22 protein-coding genes and 2 pseudogenes are annotated in these 26,157 nt (G+C 62.3%); 11 read left to right on the top strand and 13 right to left on the bottom strand.

The window, feature by feature from the left end:
- Positions 1–398: 398 nt before the first annotated feature.
- From C8D95_RS00225 to C8D95_RS00195, 7 genes are all read right to left on the bottom strand, one after another.
- On the bottom strand, positions 399–2,801 hold the full coding sequence (locus tag C8D95_RS00225; RefSeq protein WP_109757158.1) for a glycogen/starch/alpha-glucan phosphorylase: 2,403 nt from the start codon (positions 2,799–2,801) through the stop codon (positions 399–401).
- Between the two features lie 354 nt (positions 2,802–3,155).
- Complete coding sequence (locus C8D95_RS00220) at positions 3,156–4,238, bottom strand: ABC transporter ATP-binding protein (RefSeq protein ID WP_109757157.1); 1,083 nt, start codon at positions 4,236–4,238, stop codon at positions 3,156–3,158.
- Positions 4,239–4,241: 3 nt separating this feature from the next.
- Positions 4,242–5,084 carry a carbohydrate ABC transporter permease gene (locus C8D95_RS00215; RefSeq protein ID WP_109757156.1) on the bottom strand — a complete coding sequence of 281 codons (843 nt, stop codon included), beginning with the start codon at positions 5,082–5,084 and terminating at the stop codon, positions 4,242–4,244.
- Positions 5,081–5,962 (bottom strand): carbohydrate ABC transporter permease, encoded by an 882-nt coding sequence (locus C8D95_RS00210; protein WP_109757155.1) that lies wholly within the window; start codon positions 5,960–5,962, stop codon positions 5,081–5,083. Before C8D95_RS00210 ends, C8D95_RS00215 begins: the two co-directional genes overlap by 4 nt.
- Before the next feature lie 58 nt (positions 5,963–6,020).
- Complete coding sequence (locus C8D95_RS00205; protein WP_109757154.1) at positions 6,021–7,289, bottom strand: extracellular solute-binding protein; 1,269 nt, start codon at positions 7,287–7,289, stop codon at positions 6,021–6,023.
- A gap of 48 nt (positions 7,290–7,337) precedes the next feature.
- On the bottom strand, positions 7,338–8,846 hold the full coding sequence (arfA, locus tag C8D95_RS00200; protein ID WP_109757153.1) for an arabinosylfuranosidase ArfA: 1,509 nt from the start codon (positions 8,844–8,846) through the stop codon (positions 7,338–7,340).
- An 88-nt stretch (positions 8,847–8,934) separates the two neighbouring features.
- Positions 8,935–9,858, bottom strand: coding sequence for an ArsR/SmtB family transcription factor (locus C8D95_RS00195; RefSeq protein WP_109757900.1), 924 nt, complete (start codon positions 9,856–9,858; stop codon positions 8,935–8,937).
- A 343-nt stretch (positions 9,859–10,201) separates the two neighbouring features.
- Here C8D95_RS00195 and C8D95_RS00190 point away from each other — a divergent pair, with 343 nt between their 5' ends.
- Together C8D95_RS00190 and C8D95_RS00185 are read left to right on the top strand one after the other, a co-directional pair.
- The gene (locus C8D95_RS00190) at positions 10,202–11,134 is read left to right on the top strand and encodes a M48 family metallopeptidase (RefSeq protein ID WP_146202970.1); all 933 of its coding nucleotides are present in this window, start codon (positions 10,202–10,204) and stop codon (positions 11,132–11,134) included.
- 289 nt (positions 11,135–11,423) lie between these two features.
- Complete coding sequence (locus tag C8D95_RS00185) at positions 11,424–12,056, top strand: exopolysaccharide biosynthesis protein (RefSeq protein ID WP_109757151.1); 633 nt, start codon at positions 11,424–11,426, stop codon at positions 12,054–12,056.
- A 294-nt stretch (positions 12,057–12,350) separates the two neighbouring features.
- Here C8D95_RS00185 and C8D95_RS00180 read toward each other — a convergent pair whose 3' ends face one another.
- Positions 12,351–13,382 carry a GlxA family transcriptional regulator gene (locus C8D95_RS00180; protein ID WP_109757150.1) on the bottom strand — a complete coding sequence of 344 codons (1,032 nt, stop codon included), beginning with the start codon at positions 13,380–13,382 and terminating at the stop codon, positions 12,351–12,353.
- 95 nt (positions 13,383–13,477) lie between these two features.
- Between C8D95_RS00180 and C8D95_RS00175 the strand changes: the two genes are divergently transcribed.
- A complete protein-coding gene (locus C8D95_RS00175) occupies positions 13,478–14,560 on the top strand; it encodes a class I SAM-dependent methyltransferase (protein WP_109757149.1) in 1,083 nt (360 codons plus the stop codon).
- A 111-nt stretch (positions 14,561–14,671) separates the two neighbouring features.
- Positions 14,672–15,826 carry a YncE family protein gene (locus tag C8D95_RS00170; RefSeq protein WP_206508404.1) on the top strand — a complete coding sequence of 385 codons (1,155 nt, stop codon included), beginning with the start codon at positions 14,672–14,674 and terminating at the stop codon, positions 15,824–15,826.
- A 285-nt stretch (positions 15,827–16,111) separates the two neighbouring features.
- On the opposite strand, the gene C8D95_RS00165 is transcribed toward C8D95_RS00170, so the two are convergent.
- The gene (locus tag C8D95_RS00165; protein ID WP_109757898.1) at positions 16,112–16,579 is read right to left on the bottom strand and encodes a cupin domain-containing protein; all 468 of its coding nucleotides are present in this window, start codon (positions 16,577–16,579) and stop codon (positions 16,112–16,114) included.
- Between the two features lie 654 nt (positions 16,580–17,233).
- Here C8D95_RS00165 and C8D95_RS00160 point away from each other — a divergent pair.
- Together C8D95_RS00160 and C8D95_RS00155 are read left to right on the top strand one after the other, a co-directional pair.
- Positions 17,234–18,661, top strand: coding sequence for an MATE family efflux transporter (locus C8D95_RS00160; RefSeq protein WP_109757148.1), 1,428 nt, complete (start codon positions 17,234–17,236; stop codon positions 18,659–18,661).
- Between the two features lie 33 nt (positions 18,662–18,694).
- Positions 18,695–19,384, top strand: a complete 690-nt coding sequence (locus tag C8D95_RS00155; protein WP_109757147.1) for a winged helix-turn-helix transcriptional regulator — start codon at positions 18,695–18,697, stop codon at positions 19,382–19,384.
- 99 nt (positions 19,385–19,483) lie between these two features.
- Here the strand turns inward: C8D95_RS00155 and C8D95_RS00150 are convergent, their stop codons facing one another.
- Together C8D95_RS00150 and C8D95_RS00145 are read right to left on the bottom strand one after the other, a co-directional pair.
- Positions 19,484–20,059: a hypothetical protein gene (locus tag C8D95_RS00150; RefSeq protein WP_126918464.1), complete on the bottom strand. Its 576-nt coding sequence runs from the start codon at positions 20,057–20,059 to the stop codon at positions 19,484–19,486.
- Positions 20,016–21,080, bottom strand: a complete 1,065-nt coding sequence (locus C8D95_RS00145) for an AfsR/SARP family transcriptional regulator (protein ID WP_109757145.1) — start codon at positions 21,078–21,080, stop codon at positions 20,016–20,018. The genes C8D95_RS00150 and C8D95_RS00145 overlap by 44 nt, the downstream gene beginning before the upstream one ends.
- Before the next feature lie 324 nt (positions 21,081–21,404).
- Between C8D95_RS00145 and C8D95_RS00140 the strand changes: the two genes are divergently transcribed.
- The 3 genes from C8D95_RS00140 to C8D95_RS00125 all read left to right on the top strand — a co-directional run bounded on the left by C8D95_RS00140 (position 21,405) and on the right by C8D95_RS00125 (position 23,444).
- Positions 21,405–21,608: a hypothetical protein gene (locus C8D95_RS00140; RefSeq protein WP_109757144.1), complete on the top strand. Its 204-nt coding sequence runs from the start codon at positions 21,405–21,407 to the stop codon at positions 21,606–21,608.
- Positions 21,609–22,045: 437 nt separating this feature from the next.
- Positions 22,046–22,489 carry a hypothetical protein gene (locus tag C8D95_RS00135; RefSeq protein ID WP_109757143.1) on the top strand — a complete coding sequence of 148 codons (444 nt, stop codon included), beginning with the start codon at positions 22,046–22,048 and terminating at the stop codon, positions 22,487–22,489.
- A gap of 382 nt (positions 22,490–22,871) precedes the next feature.
- Positions 22,872–23,444, top strand: coding sequence for a phytochrome family protein (locus C8D95_RS00125; RefSeq protein ID WP_164721547.1), 573 nt, complete (start codon positions 22,872–22,874; stop codon positions 23,442–23,444).
- A 37-nt stretch (positions 23,445–23,481) separates the two neighbouring features.
- Here the strand turns inward: C8D95_RS00125 and C8D95_RS00120 are convergent, their stop codons facing one another.
- Positions 23,482–24,186 carry an IS6 family transposase gene (locus tag C8D95_RS00120; RefSeq protein WP_109757140.1) on the bottom strand — a complete coding sequence of 235 codons (705 nt, stop codon included), beginning with the start codon at positions 24,184–24,186 and terminating at the stop codon, positions 23,482–23,484.
- 52 nt (positions 24,187–24,238) lie between these two features.
- Here C8D95_RS00120 and C8D95_RS00115 point away from each other — a divergent pair.
- Positions 24,239–24,397: pseudogene (locus C8D95_RS00115) on the top strand (IS6 family transposase); the annotation flags it as partial.
- 62 nt (positions 24,398–24,459) lie between these two features.
- Positions 24,460–24,675, top strand: a complete 216-nt coding sequence (locus C8D95_RS00110) for a recombinase family protein (RefSeq protein WP_109757139.1) — start codon at positions 24,460–24,462, stop codon at positions 24,673–24,675.
- A gap of 606 nt (positions 24,676–25,281) precedes the next feature.
- Here the strand turns inward: C8D95_RS00110 and C8D95_RS22885 are convergent.
- Positions 25,282–25,519 (bottom strand): annotated as a pseudogene (locus tag C8D95_RS22885) (IS6 family transposase); the annotation flags it as partial.
- Positions 25,520–26,157: the final 638 nt, after the last annotated feature.

Raw genomic sequence — 26,157 nt, 5'->3', positions numbered from 1 at the left:
CACCGTTACCCCGATCGCCACCGCAACTCTCGCGTCCGCGCAAATTCTTGTCCCATGAACAGTAGCTTATTGCCGGGTTGGGTCCACATGAAGCTGCAGTAGGCCCTCAGGTTGCGAAAATTACGCGCCTCGTCGGCCAGAATTTTGGTCCGGTGCCCTGCCCATCTGAGCGAGGATTGGAGCGCCACGTCCCGGATCGCGGCGCAGTTCGGCGGGCTTGGACCGGCTGCTGAGAAGCCAAACGTCGTCGGCCTTCGGAACCAGTGCCAGAGCGTTCCTGTCATGCGAACCGAGGATCGGAAAGGATCGCGGTTGCGTGCCCCGGCCCAAGCGGCCTCGTCCGGCCACATGACCTAGGGCCGCGATGGTCGTGACCATCGTCACCCATCTCCCGACTTTCAGAGCGCGGAAGTGGTTTTCCATATTTCCTTCATGTAGCCCCGAACGGCACGATCCGAGGAGAAGAATCCCATCCGTGCGGTATTCAGGGCCGCCATTCGGGCCCAGCCGTCCGGATCGCGATAGGCGTCGTCGACGCGGCGTTGCGCGTCTCGGTAGGCCGCGAAGTCCGAGGCGACCAGGAAGTAGTCGTGGTGCCAGACCCGGTCGACGATGCCGAGATAGCGGTCGGTCTGGTCCGGGCTGAAGCGCCCCTCGGCCAGAAGCTGCAATACGACCTGAAGCGCCTCACAGGCCTCGATGGCGTGACGCGAATGCTCGGGATCATTGCGCCGCTCGACGGCCTCGTGGGCCGTGAGACCGAAGAGGAAGAAATTCTCGGCGCCCACATGGTCGCGGATCTCGACGTTGGCGCCGTCCAGCGTCCCGATGGTCAGCGCGCCGTTCAGCGCGAGCTTCATGTTGCCGGTGCCCGACGCCTCTTTGCCGGCGGTCGAAATCTGCTCGGACAGGTCCGAAGCCGGGATCAGCCTCTCGGCCATCGAGACGTTGTAGTTCGCCGGGTAGACGACCTTCAGCCGGTCGCCGACCGCGGGATCGTTGTTGATGACCTCTGCCACGTCGTTGATGAGGTGGATGATCTCCTTCGCGACGACATAGCCAGGCGCTGCCTTGCCGCCGAAGATCTTCACCCGGGGCACGAAGTCGGCCTGCGGGTTCTCGCGGATCTCGTGCCATTCCGAGATCGTCTGAAGTATGTTGAGAAGTTGCCGCTTGTACTCGTGCAGTCGCTTGATCTGGACGTCGAAAAGCGCACCGGGGTCGACGCGGACGCCCGTCGTCTCGGCGACCCAGTTCGACGTCGCAGCCTTGTTTGCCCTCTTTGCCGCAGCGAAAGCGTCGCGAAACCCCCGGTCCTCCACATGTGGCTCGAGTTCGCGCAAGCGGTCGAGATGATCTTCCCACCCGCTGCCTATAGTGTTCGTCACCAGCGAGGACAGCGCGGGGTTGGCCATCCGAAGCCATCGGCGAGGCGTCACGCCGTTGGTCTGATTGATGATGCGGTCCGGATGGAGCGCATGAAGCTCGGGGAACAGCCGCTCCTTCACCAGGTCGCTGTGCAGAGCCGAGACGCCATTGACCCGGTGCGACATGATGAAGGCCAGTTCGCCCATCCGCACCTCGTGGTGCTTGACGATGCCGACGTAGTGCTTGCGCTTCGGATGCGACGCCAGGTGATCCTCGTCAATCCTTTCGATGATCTGCATGTGGCGCGGGAGGACATTGCCCATCAGCCACGTCGACCAGCGCTCCAGCGCTTCGGGCAGCAGCGTGTGGTTCGTGTAACCCAGGCAGGACCGTGCGATCTCGATCGCCTCCTCGAACGGCAGCCCGTGCGCGTCGGTCAGAAGCCGGATCAATTCGGGTCCCGCCAGCGCGGGATGCGTGTCGTTCATCTGGATCGCGACCTTCGAGGGAAGCGCGCGCAGATCGGAGTGCGTGTCGAGATACCGCCGCAGGATGTCCTGGATCGCCGCCGAGGTCAGAAAGAACTCTTGCTTCAGCCGAAGCTCCTTGCCCTCGTGCGTGGTGTCCTCGGGATAGAGAACCCGGCTGATCGTCCGCGCCAGCGTCTCGGGTTCGGCGGCAGCGGTATATTCGCCTCGATTGAAGCGCTTGAGGTCGAAGTGCTGCGTCGGTTGCGCCGCCCAGAGCCTCAGCGTGTTCGCCCAGCGTCCGGCCCAGCCGACCACGGGCGTATCGAAGGCCGAGGCCCGGACACTTTCACCTGGATGCCAGACCGACCTGCCGCCCTTCACCTCGACTTGGCCCTTGAAGCCGATGTCATAGGCGCACTCGGGCCGCTCAAACTCCCAGGGATGCTTCTGCGACAGCCAGTCCTCGGCGAATTCTACCTGGTGTCCACCATTGAACTCTTGCCGGAACAGCCCGTGTTCGTAGCGGATACCGTAGCCATAAGCGGGACACCCGAGCGTCGCCATGCTTTCCATGTAGCACGCGGCGAGCCGCCCGAGACCGCCGTTGCCGAGCGCCGCGTCGGGTTCCGTCCCTGCGACCGATGCGAAATCCTGCCCGAGGTCGGCGAGCGCCGCGCCCGCGATCTCGCGCAGACCGACATTGATCGATGCGTCCTCGAGGATGCGCCCGATCAGGAACTCCATCGACAGGTAATAGACCCGCTTCCTGTCCTCGGCCCAGGTGCGCCGCGTGGCGCTGAACCAGGGGGCCACGATGCGGTCCCGCAGCGCATGGGACAGCGCCATGCGCCAGTCATGGACCGACGCGTGCGCGGCATCCTTGCCGACGGTGAAGGTCAGATGACGGAGGATCTCCGAGCGGAAGACGTCCTGGGTGACGGGCTGGGGAGCGAGTGCGTTCATGGAGCGCGACCATAAATTGCTCTTGAGCCGGAAAAAAGAGTTGGCGTGGCTCGATGCACCAACGCCCTATCGACGCGGCGTCCGCTTGGGCTTTCGCGCAACGCTTCGCACAGGATCGAGGCAGGAATCGACGTCAGGCCACCGATCTGCGATGCCAGATCGTCGACAATCAGAACCCTTTCGCAGGTCCGTTCGCGGCTCGACGAAAGGGATGGACGATTTGGTCGGACGGTGTCGGACAACCAGGAACACGTCTCCGCAGGAGAGATGATGCGGACCGTGCTGTCGCGCAGAGCTGACGCTATTCGGCACGAGCGGCTAGCGATCTTGGAGTTCGCTTTCGAAGGCTTAATTTCAGATCGCCGCCGCCTGGTCCTGCGCAAGCCCGTCCGTTCCGAAGAGGCGCGCGCCCTCGACGTCGAAGGTCAGCCCGACGACCTCGCCTGCGCGCACCTGGGAGTGGCCGCCGGTCTGAGCCGTGACGGGGGTTCCGTCGCCGAGGACGACATAGACGATGGTCCGGTCGCCCAAGTGCTCGACCACCTTCACCTTGCCCGTCGTCATTCCGCCCTCGCCCACGATGCCCACGTTCTCGGGGCGGACTCCGAGGTCGAGGCGGCCGCGTCCGGCGATGTCCGGCGGCAGCCCGATCGTCGATCCGTCGTCGAGCGTCGCGAGTGCCTGTCCGTCTGAATTGATCACCTCCACCGGCAGGAAGTTCATGGCGGGCGAGCCGATGAACCCCGCGACGAACCGCGAGGCGGGGGCGGTGTAGACCTCCATCGGCGTTCCCACCTGTTCGATCCGGCAGTCGTTTAGCACGACGATGCGGTCGGCCATGGTCATCGCTTCGGTCTGGTCGTGGGTGACGTAAATCATCGTCGTGCCGATGCGGTGGTGGAGTTCGGCGAGTTCCACGCGGGTGCGGACTCGGAGAGCCGCGTCGAGGTTCGAAAGAGGTTCGTCGAAGAGGAAGGCCGCCGGCTCCTTCACGATGGCGCGGCCGATGGCGACGCGCTGGCGCTGGCCACCCGAAAGCTGCGAGGGGCGGCGATCGAGAAGCTGATCCATTTCGAGGATGCGCGCGGCCTCCTCGACGCGTCGCCTGATCTCGTCGGACGCCATACCGATGTTCCTAAGTCCGAAGACCATGTTCTCGCGCACCGTCATGTGCGGGTAGAGCGCGTAGTTCTGGAACACCATCGCCACGTTGCGCTGGCCCGGCGCGACTGTCTGGCACTCGCGCCCTCCGATCAGAAGCCGCCCGCGGTCGATGGTCTCGAGACCCGCGATCATCCGCAGAAGCGTCGACTTGCCCGAACCGGAGGGGCCGAGGAAGACGATGAATTCGCCAGACTGCACCGTGAGGGACAGGTCGTCGATCACCCTCACCTTGCCGAAGCTCTTCGAGACGTGGTCGAGAACGATGTCAGCCATGAGTCACCCCTTGATCCCGGCGGAGAGCGTGATCGCCCGCGTCACCTGGCGCTGGAACAGCAGGTAGGCCAGCGCCACCGGCAGGCCGGCGAGTACGGCGAGCGACAGTTCGCGCGCATAGTAGATGCCGAAGGCGTCGTTCACCTGCGTGATGCCGACCGTGATCGTCATCCACTCGGTCTTGGTGGCGGCGAGGAAGGGCCAGAGAAAAGCGTTCCAGGACCAGATGAAGACCACGATGGAAAGCGCGGTGGTCACGCCCCAGTTCATCGGCACGAACACCTTGAACAGGATGCGCCACTCAGAGGCGTTGTCCATCACCGCCGCCTCGCGAAACTCCTTCGGCACCTGGTCGAAGAACTGCTTGTAGATGATGATGATGACCGGGTGGATGAGCTGCGGCAGGATGATCCCGGCCCAGGTGTTGAGCAGCCCCATGTTCGCGACCAGCACGAAGTGGTTGATGATGAGCACCTGCGTGGGGACCATGAAGCTCGCGAGGATCAGCCAGTAGAGCGGGCGGCGCAGCGGAAACCGCAGTTGGCTGAGGGCATAGCCGCAGAAGATCGACGTCAAGATGGTGAGGACCGTGGTGCCGACAGCGGTCACGATTGAATTCAGATACCAGCGTCCGATCTGCGTCGCGGTCAGCGCGTGGACGTAGTGCTCGAACGTTAGCGTGTCCGGCCAGAGCTCGATGTAGGGCCGAACCACCTCGTCCTCGGGCTTGAGCGACGACACGATGCCCCAATAGAGCGGAAAGGCCCAGATCACCGCGCAGACGACGGTGAGGATCGTGATGGCGCCGCCCGCGAGGTTGGCACGTCTTGCGGTCTGCGGGGTCATTGCTTGCGCTCCGCGAAGCGCATGAGCTGGAAGTTCAGCACGGACACGACGATCACGATGAAGAACAGCACGACCGCGACAGCGGCGGCGCGACCGCCGTGGTTGTTCTGAAACGCGCGCTGGAAGATGTAGTAGACCATCACAAGGTTGTCGTTCGGTCGCCCGCCCTGGCTGAACAGGTAGACCTGGTCGAAGATTTTCATCTGAAGGATGAGCTGGATGGTGAAATTCAGCGCGGTGATCGGCCAGAGAAGCGGCCAGGTCACGCGGCTGAAGGTTTTCCACCGCCCAGCGTTGTCGAGCGCCGCGGCTTCGTAGATCTCCTGCGGGATGGCGCGGAGCCCGGCGAGGAACAACAGGACGTTGAAGCCGCAGGTCCACCAGACCGTGATGAGTGCCACGGCGGGGATGAACCAGGTGGCCGACTTGAAGACCGGGATGCGATCGATGCCAAGGGCGTCGAAGATGTGCATGGCTATCCCGAACTGGAAGTTCAGCGTCCAGTCCCAGATCAGGTAGATGACCGAGACCGGCAGGATGTAGGGCAGGAAGAACAGCGCCAGAACGGCCGTCTGGAGCCGCCCCGACAGGCGGCTGACGGCAAGCGCGATGCCTAGTGCCACGAAGGTTCCGGGGATGACCGAAAGGACGACGAACCAGGCGGTGTTCCAGACCGCGGTGTCGAAGCGGCGGTCGCTGGTGAGTCGGGTGTAATTCTCGAGCCCGACGTAGTCTCCTGCACCGATCAGCGGTGCGTCCGTGAAGGACAGCAGGAACATGTCGATAGTGGGATAGACGAAGACCAACCCGTAGATCGCCGCGAACGGGGCGATGAGCGTGAGGGCGATCAGCCACTCCTTCTTCGCATCGCGGATCATGGGACTGCCTCCGGTCAGGTCTGTCGGGGCGCCCGGGCGGGCGCCCCCTCTTCGCTTATCAGAGGTCGTTCAGCTCGGCCTTGATTTCCTCGACCGCCTCGGCCGGGTCCATCTCGCCGTTCAGCGTCGGCACGAAGTAGGTGGACATGACGTCGTAGATGGGGCCGGCGACTCCAGCAAGCGGCGTCTTCGGATCGAAGATCATGTTCGAGGTCAGGCTCGAGTAGGTCGCGTTCGGCTCCATCTTCGCGTACTCGTCAGACTGCGTGACCGGGCCGTAGGCCGGGATGTGGCCCGCCGTCGCCCAGAACAGCGAGTTCTGCGAGATCCAGCCCATGACCTCGAGCACCGCGGCGCGCTTCTCGGGGCTCATGTCGTTGCCATTCGGGATCGCGAAGGCGTGGCTGTCGGCGTAGGTCGAGGCGTGGTCGAAGATCACCGGAAGCTCGACGGCGCCCCATGAAAAGAGCTTGCCGTCCTTCTCGAGGTCGACCATCGTCGGCACCTCCCAGACGCCGTTGATCATCATGGCCGCCTCGCCCGAGGTGAAGAGCGCGACCGTCGCCGGATAGTCCGTATAGGTCGATTGCAGCCCAGCCTCGGTCCATTCCGCCAGCACGCCAAGCGCGTTCGTCAGCTTCTCGGCATTGTCGCCGGCCAGGAACTCGCCATCGGTCATCAGCTCGCCGTCCTGCTGGCCCACGAGCGAGTAGATCGTTCGGAACATGAAGGTGCCGTCCGCCGTCACCGAGCCGAGCGGGAAGGTGACACCACTGTCCTTGAGCGCCTGCAGCGTCTGGGTGAAACCCTCGCGGCTGTCCATGCCCATGGGCGTGCCGTCGTCGTTCAACCGCCCGGCCGCCGCCAGAAGATCCTTGTTGTAGTAAAGCACGATGGGGTGCGTATCGAGCGGCACGGCGTACTGCTTGCCGTCGACGCTGACCGCGTCCCAGGTCGCTTCGGCATAGTCGCCCTGGCCTAGGCCCATCGTCGCCCAGTCTTCGGGCGTGATCTCGCTCAGAAGGTTCTGGTCCACCGCCAGCGGGATGCGGCTGGCATGGTAGGTCATGATGTCGGGCGCCTCGCCCACGGCGACGGAGGTCTGCACCTTGGTGTAGAAGGGCACGCCCCATTCGAGCGTGGTCGCGTCGACGGCGATCTCGCTTTGGTGCGCGGCATTGAAGTCCTCGATGAGCTGCTTCATCCGCACGCCGTCGCCCCCGCCGAGGAAGTCCCACCAGACGACGGTTTCCTGCGCCGAAAGGCTGGTTGCCGCGAGACCTGCGATGGCTGCGGCGCCAAGTGTCGTTCTCAGTAAGTCGGTCATGTCGTTCCTCCCTGAAATCCGGTTTCTCTCCGGGTAAGACGGCTCGGCCTATAGCTGGACGCGGACCATCGAATAGCTGTACGGCGGCAGGCTTAGCGTCAGCTCGTCGCCGTCGATCTTCGCTCCCTCGCCCTTGCGCGGGGCGACGTTGTCGGGATTGTCCCTCGTGTTCCTGGCTTCCAGATCGTCGTGCTGGATCAAGGTGTGCGCCACGGATTTCGGCGTGCCGAAGCGTTCCAGCGCAAGGCTGACCTCGATCGGCTCTCCTCCGCTGCGGTTGACCGCGAAGAAGGTGACTGTGCCCGCGTCGGCGTCGTGGACGCCCGCGATGTCGAGCCAGCTCACCCCCGCCGCGATATCTGCGTCATAAGTGGGCGACCTGACGTCGAGGCGTAGCGCCGTGCCGCGGCCGTTGAGCGAGGCGAGCTGGAACGGGTGATAGATCGTCTGCCGCCAGGACGCCCCGCCCGGTTCGGTCATGATCGGGGCGATCACGTTCACGAGCTGCGCGATGCAGGCGATGCGGACCCGATCCGAGCGTCGGATGAAGGTATTCAGAATGCAGCCGACCTGGAGAACGTCCTCGAAGTTGTAGATGTCCTCGAGAAGGACAGGCGCATGCGGCCAGTCCCATTCGGCCATGCGCTTCGCGTCCGACTTGCGCTCGTGGTACCAGACGTTCCACTCGTCGAAGCTGATCTTCACGTCCCGCTTCGAGCGCTTCTTGGCCTTCACGTAGTCGATGATGCCCGAGACCGTGCCGATGTAGCGGTCCAGCTTGTGCGACAACGCGAGGTATTCGCGCGGGTTTTTCTGGTAGTTCTCGAAGTACATGTGGAGCGAGATGTAATCGACCTCGTCATAGGTCTCGTTCAGGACCGTCGACTCCCACTGGGGATAGGTCGGCATGTCGGAGTGCGACGACCCGCAGACCACCAGTTCCAGCGACTTGTCGAAGCCGCGGATCGCCTTCCCGGTCTCGTTGGCGAGCCGTCCGTACTCGGTCGCCGTCTTGTGACCGACCTGCCAGGGGCCGTCCATCTCGTTGCCGAGGCACCAGAGCCGGCAGTTCCACGGCTCGGCCTGGCCGTTCTTTTGGCGTAGGTCCGACCAGTAGGTCCCGCCGGGGTGGTTGACATATTCGACGAAGGCGCGCGCCTCGTCGAGCCCGCGAGAGCCGAGGTTAATGGCGAGCATCATCTCGGTGTTCGCCTTCTTCGCCCAGTCCGCGAACTCGTGGATGCCGACCTGGTTCGATTCCGAGGTGCGCCAGGCGAGATCGAGCCGCGTCGGCCGGTCCTCCTTCGGACCGATGCCGTCTTCCCAGTTGTAGGCCGACACGAAGTTGCCGCCCGGGTAGCGGCAGATCGGTGTGTCGAGGGCGCGGACGAGGTCGATCACGTCCTTCCGCATCCCCGCTTCGTCGGCCTCGGGATGGTCCGGTTCGTAGATGCCGGTGTAGACGGCGCGGCCGAGGTGCTCGAGAAATGACCCGTAGAGCCTGGGGTCGATCTCGGAAACGGCGTAATGCGCGTGGGCCGTTACCCTCGCTTCCATGCGGTCCTCCCTTTATATCCATTTTCCCGGTTCATACCGATGTTTCGGATATGCTCGCGCGATTGGAGGATTCGGTCAAGGACGCCCGTCAGATGATCCGCAGAATGATGTCCTGATCGTAGTTGCCGAAGCCGCGCCCGAAGATGTTGATGCCGCCGGGATGGTTCGCATCCTCTCGCACGCCGATCCTGACGCGGATCGAATGGTGCTCTTCAAGTGCCAGATCTCCGAGCCTCACGTTCGAGACTTTCACGCCGTCGACGTAGCTGCCGTCACCGTGGACGCGCCAGGTCTTGAGCATGCCGTACTGTGAGCCCGCGAGCTTCCACCATGGCGGGGTGAAGACGCCCCGCTTGTCGCCGAAGTCGCCCGGAGACGTCCATGTCGCCACATCGACGTCGTTGATCTCGAGAGAGATATCGGACGGCCAGTCGGCGCTCGTCCCCGGCACCTCGGAACTGAGCTCCATCGAGACCTCAATGGCCGAGACGTCCGTGTTTCTCAGGCGTGCGTTGTTCGGGAACTGGTACTCGACATAGCCCCGGCTGAACCACAAAAGGCCCGCCTTCATCCGGTCCGGGTCGGCAAAGGTGTTCGGCACGTCAAGAAGACCAATGATCCCCTCGGTCGAACACAGACCGCAGGGCGCCGACACCGTCCACCGCGTGTAGAGTCCGATCGGCATCGCGACGACGATCTCGTTCTCGCGCGTCTCCTGGCGCAGCTTACCGAGCGAGATCAGCACCTCGCTGCACGTGGCGGTGCAGATCTTCTGGCTGCCCTTGCGCGCCTTCTCGGTCACGGTCGACAGGAGACCTGCCGCCTCGAGCATCTGGACGCTCGACGAGATCGTGGACTGCGGCTGCTTCAGCGCCTCGGCCAGCTGGTTGATGTTCTTCGGACCCTCGAAGTCGAGCAGCCGCAGAATGGCGATGCGGACCGGACTAGCGAGCGCCCTGATGACCTCGAACTGGGTTTCCGGATCAACAAGCAGAGAGGCTTCGGATTTCATCACCTTCCACCCGTTCAATCGTGCGGTAGGCGGTTCGTACCCGATTTCCCGGTTCGGTTCCAGTCGAACGGTCAGGGCACGCCAGATCAGAGCTGAACGTCGATCTTCAAGAGTCGAACGTGCATCGCGACGGGGAGGTCTGGGCACCGGAGCTCAGGGCGCGCGAAGGAACCAGCCTCTCCTCGCCGACCCCTTCGAGTCCACGACGACCCACTTGATTCTGTAGCGACTGAAATTGAACGACCAAGATGCACCGCCGCCGATCCGGCGGCGGTGCCATTGCGATTACTTCTTGCCGGAACCCTTTTTGCCGGAGCCCGACTTCTTGTCGTCTTTGTCGTCCTTGCTGTTGGCCATCGTCTGTCTCCTACACCGCGCTGTTGCGGCTGATATTAAACCGATTGCCTGGGCGGCCGGTTCCCGTCGTCCAGCGGGACCGTCAGATCTGCCCAATGCCGTCGGCGGAACGATACGACGAAGCGACGCGTTCGCTGATCATCTGCTCGCGGTCGAAAAAGGAAACTCTCTGATGTGCCAATGCCGGATGACTCGTCGCGCGCTGCTTGGCCTTTCCGGGGCAGCGGCACTGCCGATGCTGGCCGGGTGCGATGACGTCAACCTGGTGTCCGACGAGACGGTCGAGACGATGGGACTCGAGGCCTGGGCGGACATCCGGCAATCGTCGCCCGTCGCCGCAGACTCTGAGATGCAGGCAGCGCTCAGCCAGGTGTCGACGCGACTTCTTCGGGCCGCGAACGAAGTGCCGGACGCGTGGGAGGTCCTGGTCTTCCGCGGACCCGAGATCAACGCCTTCGCGCTCCCGGGACGCAAGATCGGCGTCTACGAAGGCATGTTCGACGTGGTGGCGAATGAGGATCAGCTTGCCGCCATCGTCGGACACGAGATTGGACACCTTCAGGCGGAGCACAGCCAGGAACGCATGAATGCACAGGTCGCCAAGGGCTGGGGAATGCGAGCGCTGTCACTTGTCCTGCAGCTGGGCGAAGTTGAGTACGCTGCCGAAATTGCCGCCGCGCTCGGGATCGGGGTGGAATATGGACTTGTCCTGCCGTACTCGCGGCGGCAAGAGCTCGAGGCCGATCGACTGGGCCTGCTCACGATGGCCGACGCGGGATTCCGCCCTGAGCAGGCCGTAACGCTCTGGCAGCGGATGGACGCAGCAATTTCCGAGCGTGCGCCAGAATTTCTTGCGACGCATCCAGCGCCGCAGTCGCGGATCGCCGAGATCAAGGCGATGCTCGCGGAACTGCAATGAGTCGGAGGACCAGATCCCTGCTGCCAGCGCGTCGTTCGCCGCCGAGCGGACTTGGACAGCGGCGGACGTTTGCTGGCCCGCTTGAATGCGGAATGCAGATGCCCATCTTCCTTTGAGGCTGCGGGTCGACTCGCAATGCGGCATCACGCAGAGGATTTCGCGACATGAGCTTGTTCCCTACCGGCTTGCCCCGACTATTCACCGGCACGTCCGTCGCGGCTTTTTCTGCGGCGAGCAGCATGCCAGGCCAATCGCGGCTTGGCATCTGGCTTGTCCAAGTTGACCCGAGGTGACCAATACGACCGAGGCATTGGCCAGGCCGTTGCAGGCTGCGCCGCGTCGGCTGTCGACCGTCCTGCTCGCTCTCGACGAGCAATCGAGCGATGCAATCTCGTTGGGGGAGCTTGTGAGCGCGCTGCACGATCGCAGTTTCGCGCCACTGATGGTGATCTTCGCCGCACCGAACGTCCTGCTGTTCATCCCCGGATCGTCTTTCATCACGGGGCTTCCGCTGATCGTGATAGCCTGGCAGCTCGTCTGTGGACGGCCATCCGTCTGGCTGCCCGGTTTCCTGTCGGCGCGCAGCATAGATCATGCGAGGTTCTCGCGGATCGTCAGCGCGGTCCATCCTTGGGTCCTGCGCGTCGAGCGGCTGGCTCGTCCGCGCTATTGGCCCGCCTCATACCTGGTGGCGGAGGGTGCAGCGGGCTGCGCTGCTTTGGTCATGGCGACCTTCATGTTTCTGCCGATCCCTTTCGCCAACACCCTGCCCGCCATTTCGGTCATCATGCTGGCGATGGGTCTGGGCGAACGCGACGGGCTTTGGCTAACAGGCGGCCTGTTGCTCGCGCTGATCTCCACCGTCCTGGTGATCGCGCTTCTCGGCGCCGGGGCGGCTGGCGTACTGACACTCGTTACCTGAACCCGACAGTTGCCTCAGGGGGCAGAAAACCTGCGGATCGCTCTCACGACGTTGAACATAGCTAGGGAAAGCCTTTTTAAGACGTGGCTTAGCTGCCCCTAGGTTTTTTCGAGACGAGGTGTTTTCCTATCTGGACGAGATCATCAACCACATCCCGGCGGGAGCGGGACGCATGACAAGCGCCCATTCGCCTCGCATACTTCCGGGATGCCATCGACGCAGAAGTCGGGTGGGTCTTCGCCCTTTCATGCCGCTGTTCTGGCTCGAGATCTGATCACCTCACAGCTTTTCGCATCAGCTGTCCCCAGCCGGAGCCGCGATCCTGGCAAACCGTTGACGGTATCGTGCCGGTGTGACGCCGACCATCCGCTTGAAGAGACGCCGGAACGAATTCGGATCCTCGTAGCCGACGTCAAATGCGATGGCATCTACCGCCGACTTCTCCGTTTCCAGGAGCTGCTTGGCCTCTTCGATCCGGAGCGTCTGCACGTAGTCGATCGGAGCGTATCCGGTCGCCGCACGGAAGCGGCGCGCGAACGTTCGGGGTGACAGCCCGGAACGGCGCGCCATGACTGCTACAGGATTTTCCGTGCGGTAGTTGTCGGCGATCCAGCTCTGAACCTCTGCGACCACCGCATCGTCGTGGCGCTGCGGCCTCCGCGCCCCGGCGAACGGGAGCTGTCCCTCGCTGTGGTCGCCGAGGAGAAAGATCTTGGCCGCACGAACCGCCTCGGTTCCGCTGGAAAAGCGGGCGACGAGGTGAAGGGCCAGGTCGGCCCAGGCCGAGGCACCTCCGCTTGTCACGATCCGCCCGCCCTCGCCCGAAGGCGTCAGGATGCGCTGGGGCGCCAGCTCCACCGAGGGATAGTAGCGCTTCATCAACTCCACGATTGCCCAGTGCGTGGTCACGGTATGGCCGTCGAGCAGACCGGCCTCGGCGAGCATCACCGTCCCGGTGCAGACCGAGCAGATCATCGCGCCAGCGGCATAGCGCTCCCGCAGCCAAGCCGCCTCGGCCGGCCATTGCCCGCGAGGATCCCAGTCCGGCGGGAAGGCGAGATCGGAGACAATCACCACATCGGGGTTGCCAAGACCTTCATGCGGCGTGATCGACACGCCGAACCGGCTTGGCGGTGGCGTGCCATCCTTAGCGACGATGCGCGCGCGGATACGACCGCCGGTCGGCTTCTCGCCAGTCAGGATCTCCCAGTCCCGTCCAACCGACTGGAACACCTCGTAGAGCCCGTAGATCGAGGCGGGCGTGCTCTCGGGCAACACCAGCAAGGCGAAGTTGGGTTCATGACTTTCTTCGGTCGGCGCCGACATATGGCCAATTTGACCCGCTTTGGACCGGAATGCCCGTTAATAGCACGAAGACTTCGACCTATTCCAGCGCATCGACACACCAGTTGGAGTAAGAAATGACACAGCATATTGATGCGGCAGCATTCGACACCGGCAAGGCAGATGCGTTCCTGGATCGGGTGGCCGGCCTTGTCAACGACGGCGCCATTGCCGTCATGGTCGGTCTCGGGCATCGCACCGGTCTCTTCGATACGTTGGCCGGGATGCCGCTGGCGACCAGCACCGAACTCGCCGAAGAGGCCGCGCTTGCCGAACGCTACGTGCGCGAGTGGCTGGCGGTCATGGTTACCGCCCGGATCGTCGCTTTTGACCCGACGCGCGGCACCTACAGCCTGCCGGCGGAGCATGCTGCGAGCCTCACCCGCGGTGCGTCGCTCGGCAACCTGGCGGTCTACGCACAACACGTGGGCCTGCTCGGCCAAGTCCAGGAGCGTCTCCTCACGTGTTTCGAGACCGGCGAGGGCATGAGCTATGACGACTATCCATGTTTCCATCACCTTATGGCCGAAGACAGTGCGATGACCGTCACAGCGGGGCTGTTCGATCATATCCTGCCGCTGGTCCCGGGCATCGACCTCCGGCTCGAAGGCGGTATCGACGTGCTGGATGCGGGCTGCGGCCAAGGCCACGCCCTGATCGCGCTGGCTGCCCGCTATCCGCGAAGCCGGTTCGTCGGATATGATCTTAGCGGCGAAGCAATCAGTCACGCGGCGGAAGTCGCGCGGCGCGCCGGGCTGGAGAACCTGACCTTCGAAACCCGTGACCTGACGGGTTACGACGAGCGGGAGCGGTTCGATTTCATCGCCTCGTTCGACGCGGTCCATGACCAGAAGGACCCAGCGGGTCTGATCAGGGGCCTCAAGGGAGCGCTGAAGCCTGGCGGCGTTTACCTGATGCAGGACATCGGGGGGTCGGCGCGGCTCGAGAACAATCTCGACTTCCCCATGGCGTCGTTCCTCTACGCGATCTCCTGCGCGCATTGCACGCCGGTGTCACTCGGACAAGGCGGCGAAGGACTTGGTACGATGTGGGGCTGGGAGACGGCGGAAAGGATGCTTCGCGACGCCGGCTTCACCGATGTCAGCCGGCGCGTCTTGCCCCACGACCCGATGAATGTGTGGTTCGTCGCCTCCGAGTGACGGTCTTTCGCCACCTCTGCGGCGCGCCCAGCATCAAATTCCGAAGGCTCCCCCAAAAGACTCTCAACAAGGACGGCTCCGTCCGTCCTGCATGATCAAAGGAAAACACCGATGAAACGCTCGACTATCACTGCAACGTCCGCCGCTCTCGCCGGCTGTCTCACCTTCGCGGCTGTAGCCGCGAGAGCCGAACAGACCGCACTTGTTCTCTTCGAGACGAAGGGCGCACAGGCACTCCGGCAGGAGGGCATGGCCTTCCTTGAGATCGACCCCGAGGCGCCGGATTACGGCAAGATCCTCGCAAGGATCGATCTCCCCCCCGACATGATCGGGCACCACATCTTCTACAATCCCGCGCGAGATCGCGCGTACGTCACATCCCTCGGGCGCTCCGAACTTTGGGTCTTCGACGTCAGCGAGTTCCCGTACCGGCCGAACGTGGTGCCCGTCCCCGACTGCGTCGTCGGCGAAGACGTCACCTTTTCCGAAGCTCTGGATCGCTGGTATCTCAGTTGCATGGGCAGCTCTGTCGTCATCGTCGGCGACGCCCTGACCGACGAACCTCTGCGCACGATCACGCTCCCCCAACCCTGGCCGCATGGCATCACGGTTCACGACGGGATCGACCGCATTCTACTGACCAGCACGTCGAACCCGGCTGACTTTTCGCAGGCAGGGGAGACAATCACCGTTCTTCGCGCCAGTACCGAAGAGGTGCTTTCGACACACAAGGTGTCGGACAAGCCGTCGCCTTCAGGCGCGGAACCCGTCGAAATCTTCTTCGTTCCGGGCGTCGAGCCGCCGCTCGCCTATATAACCAACGTGACCGAGGGGACGCTCTGGACGGCCGAGTGGCAACCCGAGGCCGACGAGTTCGCGTTCCGCCAGGCGTTTGACTTCAGTTCGCTGGAGCAGGGCATGCCCCTCGAGGTCTACTTCGACGCGGCAGGTGACCGTGCCTACATCACCACGGCGCTCCCGGGGCATCTCGACGCATTCGACATCACCGATCCACAGTCGCCCCAGCATCTTTGGGCAGCCGAGGCTTCGCCGGGGGCGCACCACCTTGTGTTCTCGCCCGACGAACGCCGCGCCTATGTCCAGAATGGCCTCGCCAATATCGACGGCGTCAACGATGGCTCGATCTCCGTCATCGATCTGGAGACCGGGGGGAAAATTGACAGCATCGACACATTCAAGGATGCAGGTTTCACGATGAACATGATCGCATTGACGCCCGAGGCGCAGGACAACCACACGCATTGAGCCGACTTGGGAATGCGGTTCCTGACGTCCCGTCGCGAAGGTCAGGCCCATGCTGAATGCTGGCTGAGACTTGTCAGACATGTAGACGCAACGAACTCCAGTCTCTGACGGCCCGGTCCGAAAGGATCGGGCCGTCCTATGTCTCAGCGTGGGAACACCGATCTGACGCACCCGGGCAAGCGTGCTTCGTTGCAATCAAAGTCTGTCTTGCCCACAGTGCCTCCTTCCTTCGGTTCGCACGATCCGCCCGGCTGTACTCCTGCCGCCTACGAGAGCCACTTCAATTCACTGGGTGAGCGGATCGTCTGACGGGTCGATGTACCCGATATCGAACGGACCCGGACCGTGAATCTGCACGACAGTCTCGGAAGCAGTCCAGGCGAAGTGAGGGTGTCCCGCGGGCATCTCGATGAACCCGCCGGCAAGCAACGCGACAGATGCGCCACGGTCCAGCTTCTCCCCGTGGCCGACGTTGAACTCGCCCGAGATCACCGTGATGAGCTCGTCGCCACTGTGGGTGTGGGCTGGCACCTCGTAACCCCGAGGCAGTTTCAAGCGCAGGACGAACGGACCCTCTGCTGAGGGATTGCCGGACAGAACGGCAATCTGCGCCCCCTCCGGAAGAACGGGCGGCGCAGGAGCCCATGTCATTGTGTCGGGCAGTGCGGGGGCCGGTGGTTCGTGTGCCTGCGCCAAACTGGTGGACGTGAAGGCAAGGACGGCGAGCGCCGTGACGAGAGTAAGTCTTTGCATGATGGTTTTCCTAATGCATGAGGATCGGAAGTCGATCCCATCGCTCCCAAACACCATGAGCCCCGCTGCCCTCCAGTTCAGCGGTTGAATCGAGTGGATCTTCCGGTCGGCTGCATGCTCCAACATCGGCTTGGCGCAAGCCGACACTTTCATCACGGTCCGCAAGTCAAGCAACTGAAGTGCAATCGGATTCAACAGGGCGCCACGAGTTCATCGAGTGTATCGCCGTTGCTCTACAGGTTGCTCTACACCCTGAAAGGAGCCCTGGCAGGACCGAACCGATACAATAGGAGAACCACGGTCGATCAGCGCGAATCCCCCCGAGATTCCTGTCGCATTTTCAGCTCCCTTGTTCCACGACCTCAGGAAGATCCTTCGCATATGTCGATGTCACCTCTGGTGCACGAGCAGCGGTCGTCCGCTCTGATACTTCCGCTGAACTTGAGAGATTTATCGATCCAGCCGATCCGCGTTGCAGAGCGACGCACAGACAAGTGCCCGCATTGCAACGAGGATGACCCCTATGCCGGAGACTGGAATACTTACCCTTTCGAGGGCCGTCTCTGACCCGGAGAACTCCTTCCGCCGCAACCACAACGTCGCCCCGGCAATGCCTGCTCGACGGGCCGGCTGACTGCGCTCGGAGGTGTTCTCATGGCCAGGTTTTACCGCCCAGGCGTTGGTTTCAGCCCGCCCGAAATTCCACCTGCGCTTCGGGTGCAGGTGCTGCGGGCGACGGTCGAGGGCCGCCTGCTGATTGCCGCGGCTTCGCCAGTGGCCGTGCTTGGCCTTCTCAACATGGCGCTAGGCCTGACAGACATGGTCATGGTGGGGCGCTTCGACCCGCAGGGCCTCGCCGCGATCTTGGCGGTGGGAGATCTGCAGTCGATCGTCTTCAACTTCAGCGCGGGATTTGCCGGTCTGGTCGCGCCACATGTCGCCGCCGCTATCGGTGCTCGCGTCGCCTGGCAGGTCTGCACCATCGTGCAGCGGGTGGCCGTTCTTGTCGCAACGCTGGCTCTCCTTTGCGTCGCCCTGATCTGGAACTCGGCAGCAATCCTCGAGGCTGCGGGCGTCCACTTCGACCAACCGCAAGTCACCCGCGACTATGCCAGGTACATGGCGGGGGCCTACGCCTTCATGGTGCTCTTCGCCTTCGGTCGCCACGCGCTCACTGCGCTGGGCCGGTCACGTTTTGCGATCTGTGTGATCTTGCTTGCCCTGCCGCTGAACGCGACCGCGAACCAGGTCTTCATGGAAGGTGCATTCGGTTGGCCGGGGCTAGGCGCCGCCGGCGCAGGCCTCGCCTCGTTTGTCGTCGCTGCCGGAATGGGCGGATCGGTTATGGTCTATCTGTTCATGTCTCCGTCCTTCGGCCGTTATCGTACACCCGTAATGCCTCCGATCTTCGTCTTGCCCGAAATCCTCACGCTTCTCAGGCCTGCGCTTCTCATGGGGCTGGCAGCAGTCGCCGAAACCGGTCCTTTCCTTTGCGCCACGCTCTTGATCGGCGCCGTCGCGGCAGAGGATCTGATGGCCCACGGGCTCGCCTTCAGGGCGATGGCCGTCTGCTACCTGCTGCTTGCGGGTCTCGGTCAGGCGGTCACGTTGCGCATTGCATATCTTCGCGGTCGCTCAACGTCCCGACGAGAAGCGCATGCACTTTCTACTGCGAGACTCTTCGGTGCTGCACTCATGGCGGGGATACTCGTGCTGTTCTGCCTGAACCCAGAGATCGTCGCGTGGGCGGCAGCACGGAGTATCGGTAGCACCGACCCAAAGCTCATCGCCGATACGTCAGCGCTGCTGCCGCTGACTGGGTTCGCACTCACGGCGGCCGTTCCCGCTCACCTCGGTTGCGCTGTGCTGCGCGCGCGCGGCGAGGCGCTCAGCGCGCTCGTGGCTTTCGCCGTCGGTCATAGCTGCGTTGGCCTGGTGGCGATGGCTGCCTTCGGAGCAGCGGGCTTCGGCGCTGACGGAATCTGGAGTGGTCTCTTCCTCGGAGTTGGGTCCGGGTCGGCCGTTGCAATCTTGCGTCTGCAGTACGAGCGCTCCGTTTCCATTGGCCTTGCCACGGTGTAGGCCGCACTATCCAATCGTAGGGAGAGTCTGCAGATGCCCGCCAGAGAGACCATTGGATACGGACAGTTTTGCCCGATCGCCATGGCGTCTGAATTGTTGTGTCGCCGCTGGACCACCTTGATTCTTCGCGAAATGCTCTGCGGCAGCACCCAGTTCAACGACTTGCGTCGCGGCTTGCCGCGGATGTCGCCCGCACTGTTGTCGATGCGTCTTCGCGAGCTTGCCGAGGCCGGGCTGATCGAAAGACGCGGGCGCAAGGGAGCGACCTCCTACCACCTGACCCCAGCGGGCGAAGCTCTGAGGCCGGTGATCGTGGGCATGGGCGAATGGGCGCATCGCTGGATCGAAAGCTCTGCCTCGCTCGCCAACCTGGACCCATCGCTCCTGATGTGGGACATCCGCCGCAACCTGCAGCCCGAGCCCATGCCGGTCAGACGAGCGGTCGTCCAATTCCTTTACAAGAACCTGCCGGCCGGAAAAGACAAGTGGTGGCTGATCGTGGACGAGGGCAACGTCGACCTCTGCTACTCCGACCCGGGTTTCGACGTTGATCTTTACGTCGCCACCGATTTGCGGACGATGACCGCCATCTGGATGGGTTTCGCCGCGATCAAGGCGGAAGTAGAGGCCAGGCGAGTTTTTCTTGAAGGCGATGAACGTCTCGCCGCGACGGTCAGCAAGTGGCTCGGATACAGCCCGTTCGCCGTCAAAACAGCGAGTTAAGCCTGTTGGCCTTTCCTGCTCTCTCAAGTGGAGATAGACTACGTGATCTCTGAACGGGTCGAGCAAGCACGTCGACCGTTATCGGCTATGTGGAGCCATTCAGCGAGCGAGCAAGCTAAACCGTCCCTGTTTGGTGCCCACATACTGCACTAGGCCTTCTCGGGCTGATTGCAGGGACCGCGTCCGGATCTCGAAGACTCCGCTCAAGCCCTCGTATTTGCCTGAGCCACCCAACCACCTGCCAGTGCCGACATGTTGGGCGTCCAGCGGCTGCTCGTCGAACACGGCACTTTCGTAAATCTGGTCGCCATCGGCGTCGGTGTAAGTGCAGCTGACTTCCTGCTCGAAGGTCTTCCGGTTCTCGTCGACCGACCATGTGCCCAGGCAACGGCCCGTCTGATTGTGAAGGAAATCGGCATTGTCTGCGCTCATTGCAGTCAAGATCGAATTCGTCAGCCCAACAAAGCGACCGGGCCCAATCTGCAATGCTTCGACTTCGTTGTCGGCGTACCCAACAAAGTTCGCGGCAAATGGACCTTCGCCAGAGACGGATTGGGCCTGCGCCGATTGCAGAAACCCGAGTGTAATGACGACCCAAAGCGCGGTCGCAGAGACCGGATGAAAGAAACGCCTAGCACCCCACGGGATAGAGCATTGTGAGGACAGTACTGCCATCGGGAATCCGGTGCATTTCGGTCTGATCAGTATCATTGGAGATTCCTTGGTAGGCATTGATCGGTCTGACGGTGGTTTCTGCGCGCGGAGGACCCTGCGTCGGTGCAGCGCTGGCAGGAGTCACCCAAAGAGAGATGTCGCGCGGTGCGATGTCCGGCCGAGAGTCCTGGCGCCCGGATCCCAATACCTGCGACAGCAAGACCGCAGCCGATAGCCCCGCGACAAAAGCTCCCCACGCGCGAATGCGGACGGGTTCTGCTGGTTTGATCGAAGGAGCTCCGCGATGACGAAGACGTGGCCGGGGTCGCGTTTTCAGTGCCTCGCTCACCTCGGGGGCCGGTGCCACGCCAAGCTCCTTACGGAACAGATCGTGACACGCGAGGTGGGCTTTCAGTGCCGCTTGGCGTCGACCATGACGAACGCAAAGTGCAATCAGGGTAGCATGAGCTTCGTCCTGAAACGGTTCAAGCTCAAGCCAGCGCCGGGCGGCGGCTATGGCGGCGTCGCCTTCATTGCGTTCCGAGAGCACCTCGGCGGCCTTGGCGTGCAGGTCCGCACACAGACGGTCGCACTCGGTTTGGCGCGCTCGAAGCCACGTGTCGAAACCGAAGCTCCCGAGGTCCAAGTCAGCGCAGAAGCGGCCTCGCACCTCCATGGAATGCCTGACGATGGCATCGGACTGGCAAGTCGTCACTGCGGCCTGTGCTTCGATGAAATCCACGGACACCAGATCCGGGTTTATCCACACCTCACTTGCATCAGCCACGAGCACCTCGGCTGCGCTCCCGAGATGCGACCGCAGCCTGACCAGACATTGCCGCAACGAATGACGCGCATCGGATGTGCTTGACGCATCGCCCCACACTAGTTCGGCCAGTGCAGTGCGGCCCATACGCAGATCGCGCGAGGATGCCAGGCACGCCAGCATAGCCGTTGCTTTGGGGCCCGGTGTTGCCAGCAGCTTGCCGCAAGCATCCGTCAGGCGCAGATCGCCCAGAAAGGATAGGTGCAGGTTCGACATCTCGGACCGCCTCCAGGCTCACACCTAACATGGGCTCCTCAAAAAATCCTGCCAAAAGGCAAGATTTCCAGCCACCCACTGTCGCGTGACGGTCTGCGTGACGCTGTCGTGACGCGGTCCGCTGCAGAGGTGTTCTTCCAACAACGGCCCGAGCCGAATCAGAACAAGGAGAATGCCAGGTGAAAAATGTCCCCCGCACGCCGCTGGCTGCAATCTCGGCAGGCTTGCGTGACAACCGCCCGACAAGCAGCCGACACCGGTGCGTGCGCCAGCCGGCTTCGAACTGTGTGGCTCGTGTCAGCGGTTGCGATATCGGAATCCGTCATGATTGAATTCGTGTTGATCGCTTGTCTGGGCGGAGACATGGACACCTGCAGAACAGAAACTCGGCTCCTTACGGACATCACGCTGGTCCAGTGCATGATGGGCACCCAGTTTCTTGTTGCTGACTGGGCAGACGAGCATCCAGGCTGGTTCGTTCAGAAGCATTTCTGCCGCCAGTTCGATCCGACACGTACGAATGCCTGAACGCAAAGGATAACAGAAGGTCTGCTGGACAGCCCTATGGAAGCGCGCCGGGTCTTATGCCAGGTCAAAAACGCCGACAACAGATCGGACCCAACCGGGCGGCCGCGCAACTCGGGCTTTGTCATGCGACCATGAGATCGCCGGTCCCGATCGCGGGCACCGAGTTGGAGCTACGCCGGTCTTGCCAGCACCCTGCCCTGTCTTACGCCGATTTTATCGGACAGACCCGAGATAAGCTATTACCGCTGGTTATGCAGGAACGATGGATGCTCGGCCGTTCGGTCGCAGGAGGATCATTGAAGGTGGTCACACTTTGGCGAACCAGGCTCCGCCAGGACAGTGACGCAGACCCTTTTTCCCGAGCGGGGCTGGGCCCTCTCTGGGAGGCCACGCGCGATCTCCACGACGCAGCAGAAAGACACCCCGTAGCGAAACGAATGTCGTCAGGCACAACGAAACCAAAAGAGTGGGCCGACTGGCTGCATGCCCATTGGACGATCCAAAAGGTGCTTGATCCGCACCTGCCGTTTTGCGTTCGACGCTCGAATGCGCTGGCTCTTGACCTGTCCGCTCTATTGCCGGTGCGGGCGACGCCAAGTCCCTCGGCGGTAGATTTTGCCGCCGGGTTGACCAGCATCAAGGACATCTTAGGCGCAGCTTACCTGACGATCGGGGCCCATCGCCGAGGCGGCCGGGTGATCGAGAAGGCGATGCTGGCCGCTGGAAATCTCTTGCCTTCCAGGCACATAGTCTTTGACGATCCCAAGTCGGCAGAGCTGTTCGTGAAGCATCTGCGCGACGTGCCTGAAATCGCCAGCGGTGCACGCAAGGCCTTTTCCACCCTGATTGCCGTCATGGATGAGATCGAGGACCGCCGGTGAAAGATCGGCCCTTCGCGCTGCAGTGGTTCTGGAAAATTGTCCGGGAGGTCGCTATTGAGCGCACTATGGACGCTGTCACCCCAAAGACCCTTCACGGTATGATATGCTTCACGGGAAGAGCGATACGGGGAGGGTGGAGCGTCGATGGTGCTGAGCAGAGGTCGTTGTCAGACTCGCGCGCAGGCAAATGGCGTTGGACTTGGCGTGACTCCAGAGGCACGGGCTGGACGTTGACCGTCAACTGCCTCGAGAGCCTGATCACCCGCGGCGCAACATTCAACGGCTGCAGGTTGGATGCACGCAAGATGTCTCGACCGTTCGCCGGTTGGATGGCCCGTCTGGACCAGGCGAAATGTGCCGCATGTCCTGACCCGTTCTGACCGTGGACACCGTAAACCTCGATACATGCGACCGCGAACCGATCCACCTCATTGGAAAGGTACAGCCGCATGGCGCACTGATTGCCCTGAATGCCTCGAGTTTCGTGGCCGAGTACGCGAGCGTGAACACGGGAGAATTCGTCGGCTCGCCCCCCGAGGCGATCCTGGGCAAGAACATCGCGCAACTGATCGGGGAAGAGAACACTTCCCAGCTTCCGGATTTCCCGCTTGAACCGTCGATGCCGGACTTGCTGAAGCCGTGGTTCTTCAGCTTTGACGGTCGCGACGGCACGCCGATAAAAGTCGAATGCCTGCCGCACAGGAACAGGGACCACATCATCTTGGAGTTCCTTGAACCGGAGCCCGGTCCGGCCCCGGTCTGGGAAGACGAATACCTGCGGCGGGGCTTCATCTCGGAGCTCATCAAGCCCGACGCTCTGCACGAGCTTGCAGACGCGAGTGCGCGGATCATTCGGGATGTGACCGGGTTCGACCGGGTCATGATCTACCGGTTCGCGGAAGACAAGCATGGCGAGGTGATCGCGGAAAGCACCAGCCGGGTGCTGTCAGACTAATGCGAACCAGTCTCCGCAGGGCCGGTGACGCAGATCCTTACTCGGCATAGAGACCGCGCCATTCGGCTAGAGCGGCGGTGCGGTTCAACTTGAAAAGGCTTCGGCTTGAGAGGCTGCGTTCCTGGTTGAAGTGGTTCGAGACGGAGGCGTGGACGGAGGCAAACTTCTGCAGACATCGCATCTGACGAAAGCGCTGCATTGCCCGCTCCCGCCGTCGGAACGGGAGGTGAGAATTCTCCGCCCGGTTGTTCACCCATCGACCCATTTCGCGATCGTCGCCTCGCCCCATCTCCTTGAGGGCTGCGCCATAGGTGCGGAGGCGATCCGTCACCACCTCCTCAGGCCGGCCGTGACGCCTCATCGCTTTCCTGAGGAACTTCAGCGCTGCGGTCTTGTCCCGGGTCGTCGTGACGAAGCTTTCCAGAACCTCACCCTCATGATCGACGGCCCTCCAGAGATAATGCTGCCTGCCGTTGATCTTCACGAACATCTCGTCCAGGTGCCACCGCCACCGGCTCGAGCGCATGTCCTGGACCCGGCGCTTCCGGATCTCGGAGGCGAACATCGGACCGAGCCGGTTCCACCAGTACCGGACCGTCTCGTGGCTGACGTCGATGCCACGTTCGTGCAGCAGGTCCTCGACGTTGCGCAATGAGAGTGGGAAGCGGACGTAGAGCATCACGGCCAGGCGGATGATCTCGGGGCTCGTCTTGAAGTACTTGAAGGGGCTGCGTTTCGTCATCGGGCGAGGGTAGGGCGGGCACACTCCTGTCTCAAGGCAAGTTCTTCTGACACTGCCCTTTCGTCAGATGCGATGTCTGCAGAAGTTTGCCTCTGTCCACGCTTCTGTCTCGAACCACTTCAACCAGGACCGCAGCCTCTCCAGTCGAAACCTCTTCAAGCTGAACCGCACCGCCGCTCTTGCCGAGTGCCGCGGTCTCTATGCCGAGTAAGGGTCTGCGTCACCAACCTAGCGGAGACTGGTTCGCATTAGTCTGACAGCACGTGGAAGGCCATCGACGACTTCGCCAACTCCCGAGGTGCGGACGTCCTGGCACGCTTTACCGAGGTCGAGAGCGGGGGGAAGAACGAACGACCTGAACTGGTCAAGGCGCTGACCCTCGCCAAGCTCACCGGAGCGACCTTGGTGATTGCCAAGCTCGACCGGTTGAGCCGCAACGCGGCCTTCCTGCTGACGCTCCGGGTCCGCTACCTTTATACGAGCCAATAAAGATTTCAAAAAGCCATTCTTCGGTATCGACATAACGTGTGACAACTTAAGAGCCAATTTTGGGGTTTCCGCATTTGAATGATTTTTTTGTCGCCACACCTTGTCTCAACAAGAACTCATATTGAGGATGCGAAGCGCTGCCGATCAGAAAGTATAGCGCCGCCGTATGTATTTTTCGCCGACCTATGAAGCCGAGAAAACCGAATGCGCTAGTTTATCACGACGCTTGCATGCATTCCTGATTCATAATGGCCAGGGATTTCACATGTGATCTCCACAGGACCATCTGTCGTTTGCACAGGTACAATAAACCATTCAACCGTCCTGCCCGGACCAACTTCGACTTCCCTGATCGACCCTTTGACCTCAGTTATCAGATTGCCGTCGGCATCGGATGCCTCGATCTTGCGGGTGAATATGCGTTCACCCACTCCGTTCAGTGGGCACGCGGTCAAGTCGCGAGCATGTGGGGAGGATTTCCGACCATTTTACATTATATATCAATGGTTTAGGTGGTTGGCGGTGCTGTCAGACAAATGCGAACCAGTCTCCGCTAGGACAGCGACACTGCCCCTTAGGCGGCGCAAAGACTGCGCCATTTTGCTGCCTGCCGTTGATCTTCACGAACATCTCGTCCGGGTGCCACCGCCACCGGCTCGGGCGCAGGCCTGCACCCGGCGCTTTCGGATCCCAGAGGCCGTCTCGTGGCTCACATCGATGCCGCGTTCGTGGAGAAGATCTTCGACGTTCCGCAATGAGAGTGGGAAGCGGACGTAGAGCATGACGCAACAAGGATGATCTCAGGGGACGTTTTGAAGTACTTGAACGGTGATCGTTTGGGCATCGGAGCAGAGCAGGCCCAAGGCAGGTGCCTCTGACACTACTGGCGCAGCACTGCAAGACAAAACGACCGCACTCATCCTTGAGATATTGTCTCCTCCAGCGGCCGTCTCGTGGCCGGCTTCGCACCCGGAACCGCGTCGCCGGCCACACCAGCCGTAGCGCCACGAACCGTCAAGCACTAAGACTGCAACCGGACCTTCAATCGGGGCAGGTTAAAGTTTTCGTGCCGCACTTGGTCACCGTTCGCGGCCGATCTGTCTTGCGCGCGGACACCCCTCGCAACAAAATGTTTCCCCTATGGGAACAAAATAGCCAAAATCGTGTTATTGGTTCGTCCAGTCTTGCCGCTGGGCGGCAGCAGGGAGAACGGTTTGAGACATACGCCGCAACGCCAGCGCACCATTACAGGCCATGAGACGTGCTTGCGCGCGAGGGCCGGCGCGGGCCGGGCCTGGCACTATTCGGCGGCAGGCTCGGACACAGGCAGAGAGGAATTCCGCAGTGGGGCACGCTGCTGCCGCGGGAAGCGCCAAGAGTACTGGGCATTAAGCGTTCGGCAGTATTTCGCCCGCGCGTCGCGAATTTCTGCTGCCGCCGGTCGCGGCCCCCCTGCGCCATTGTCAGTCCTGATGTTGTAAC

This window comes from Silicimonas algicola, from assembly GCF_003148765.1.
Classification (GTDB): Bacteria; Pseudomonadota; Alphaproteobacteria; order Rhodobacterales; family Rhodobacteraceae; genus Silicimonas; species Silicimonas algicola.
The sequence above is the reverse complement of the archived record's forward strand: the minus strand, read 5'-3'. Positions and strand labels throughout refer to the sequence as shown.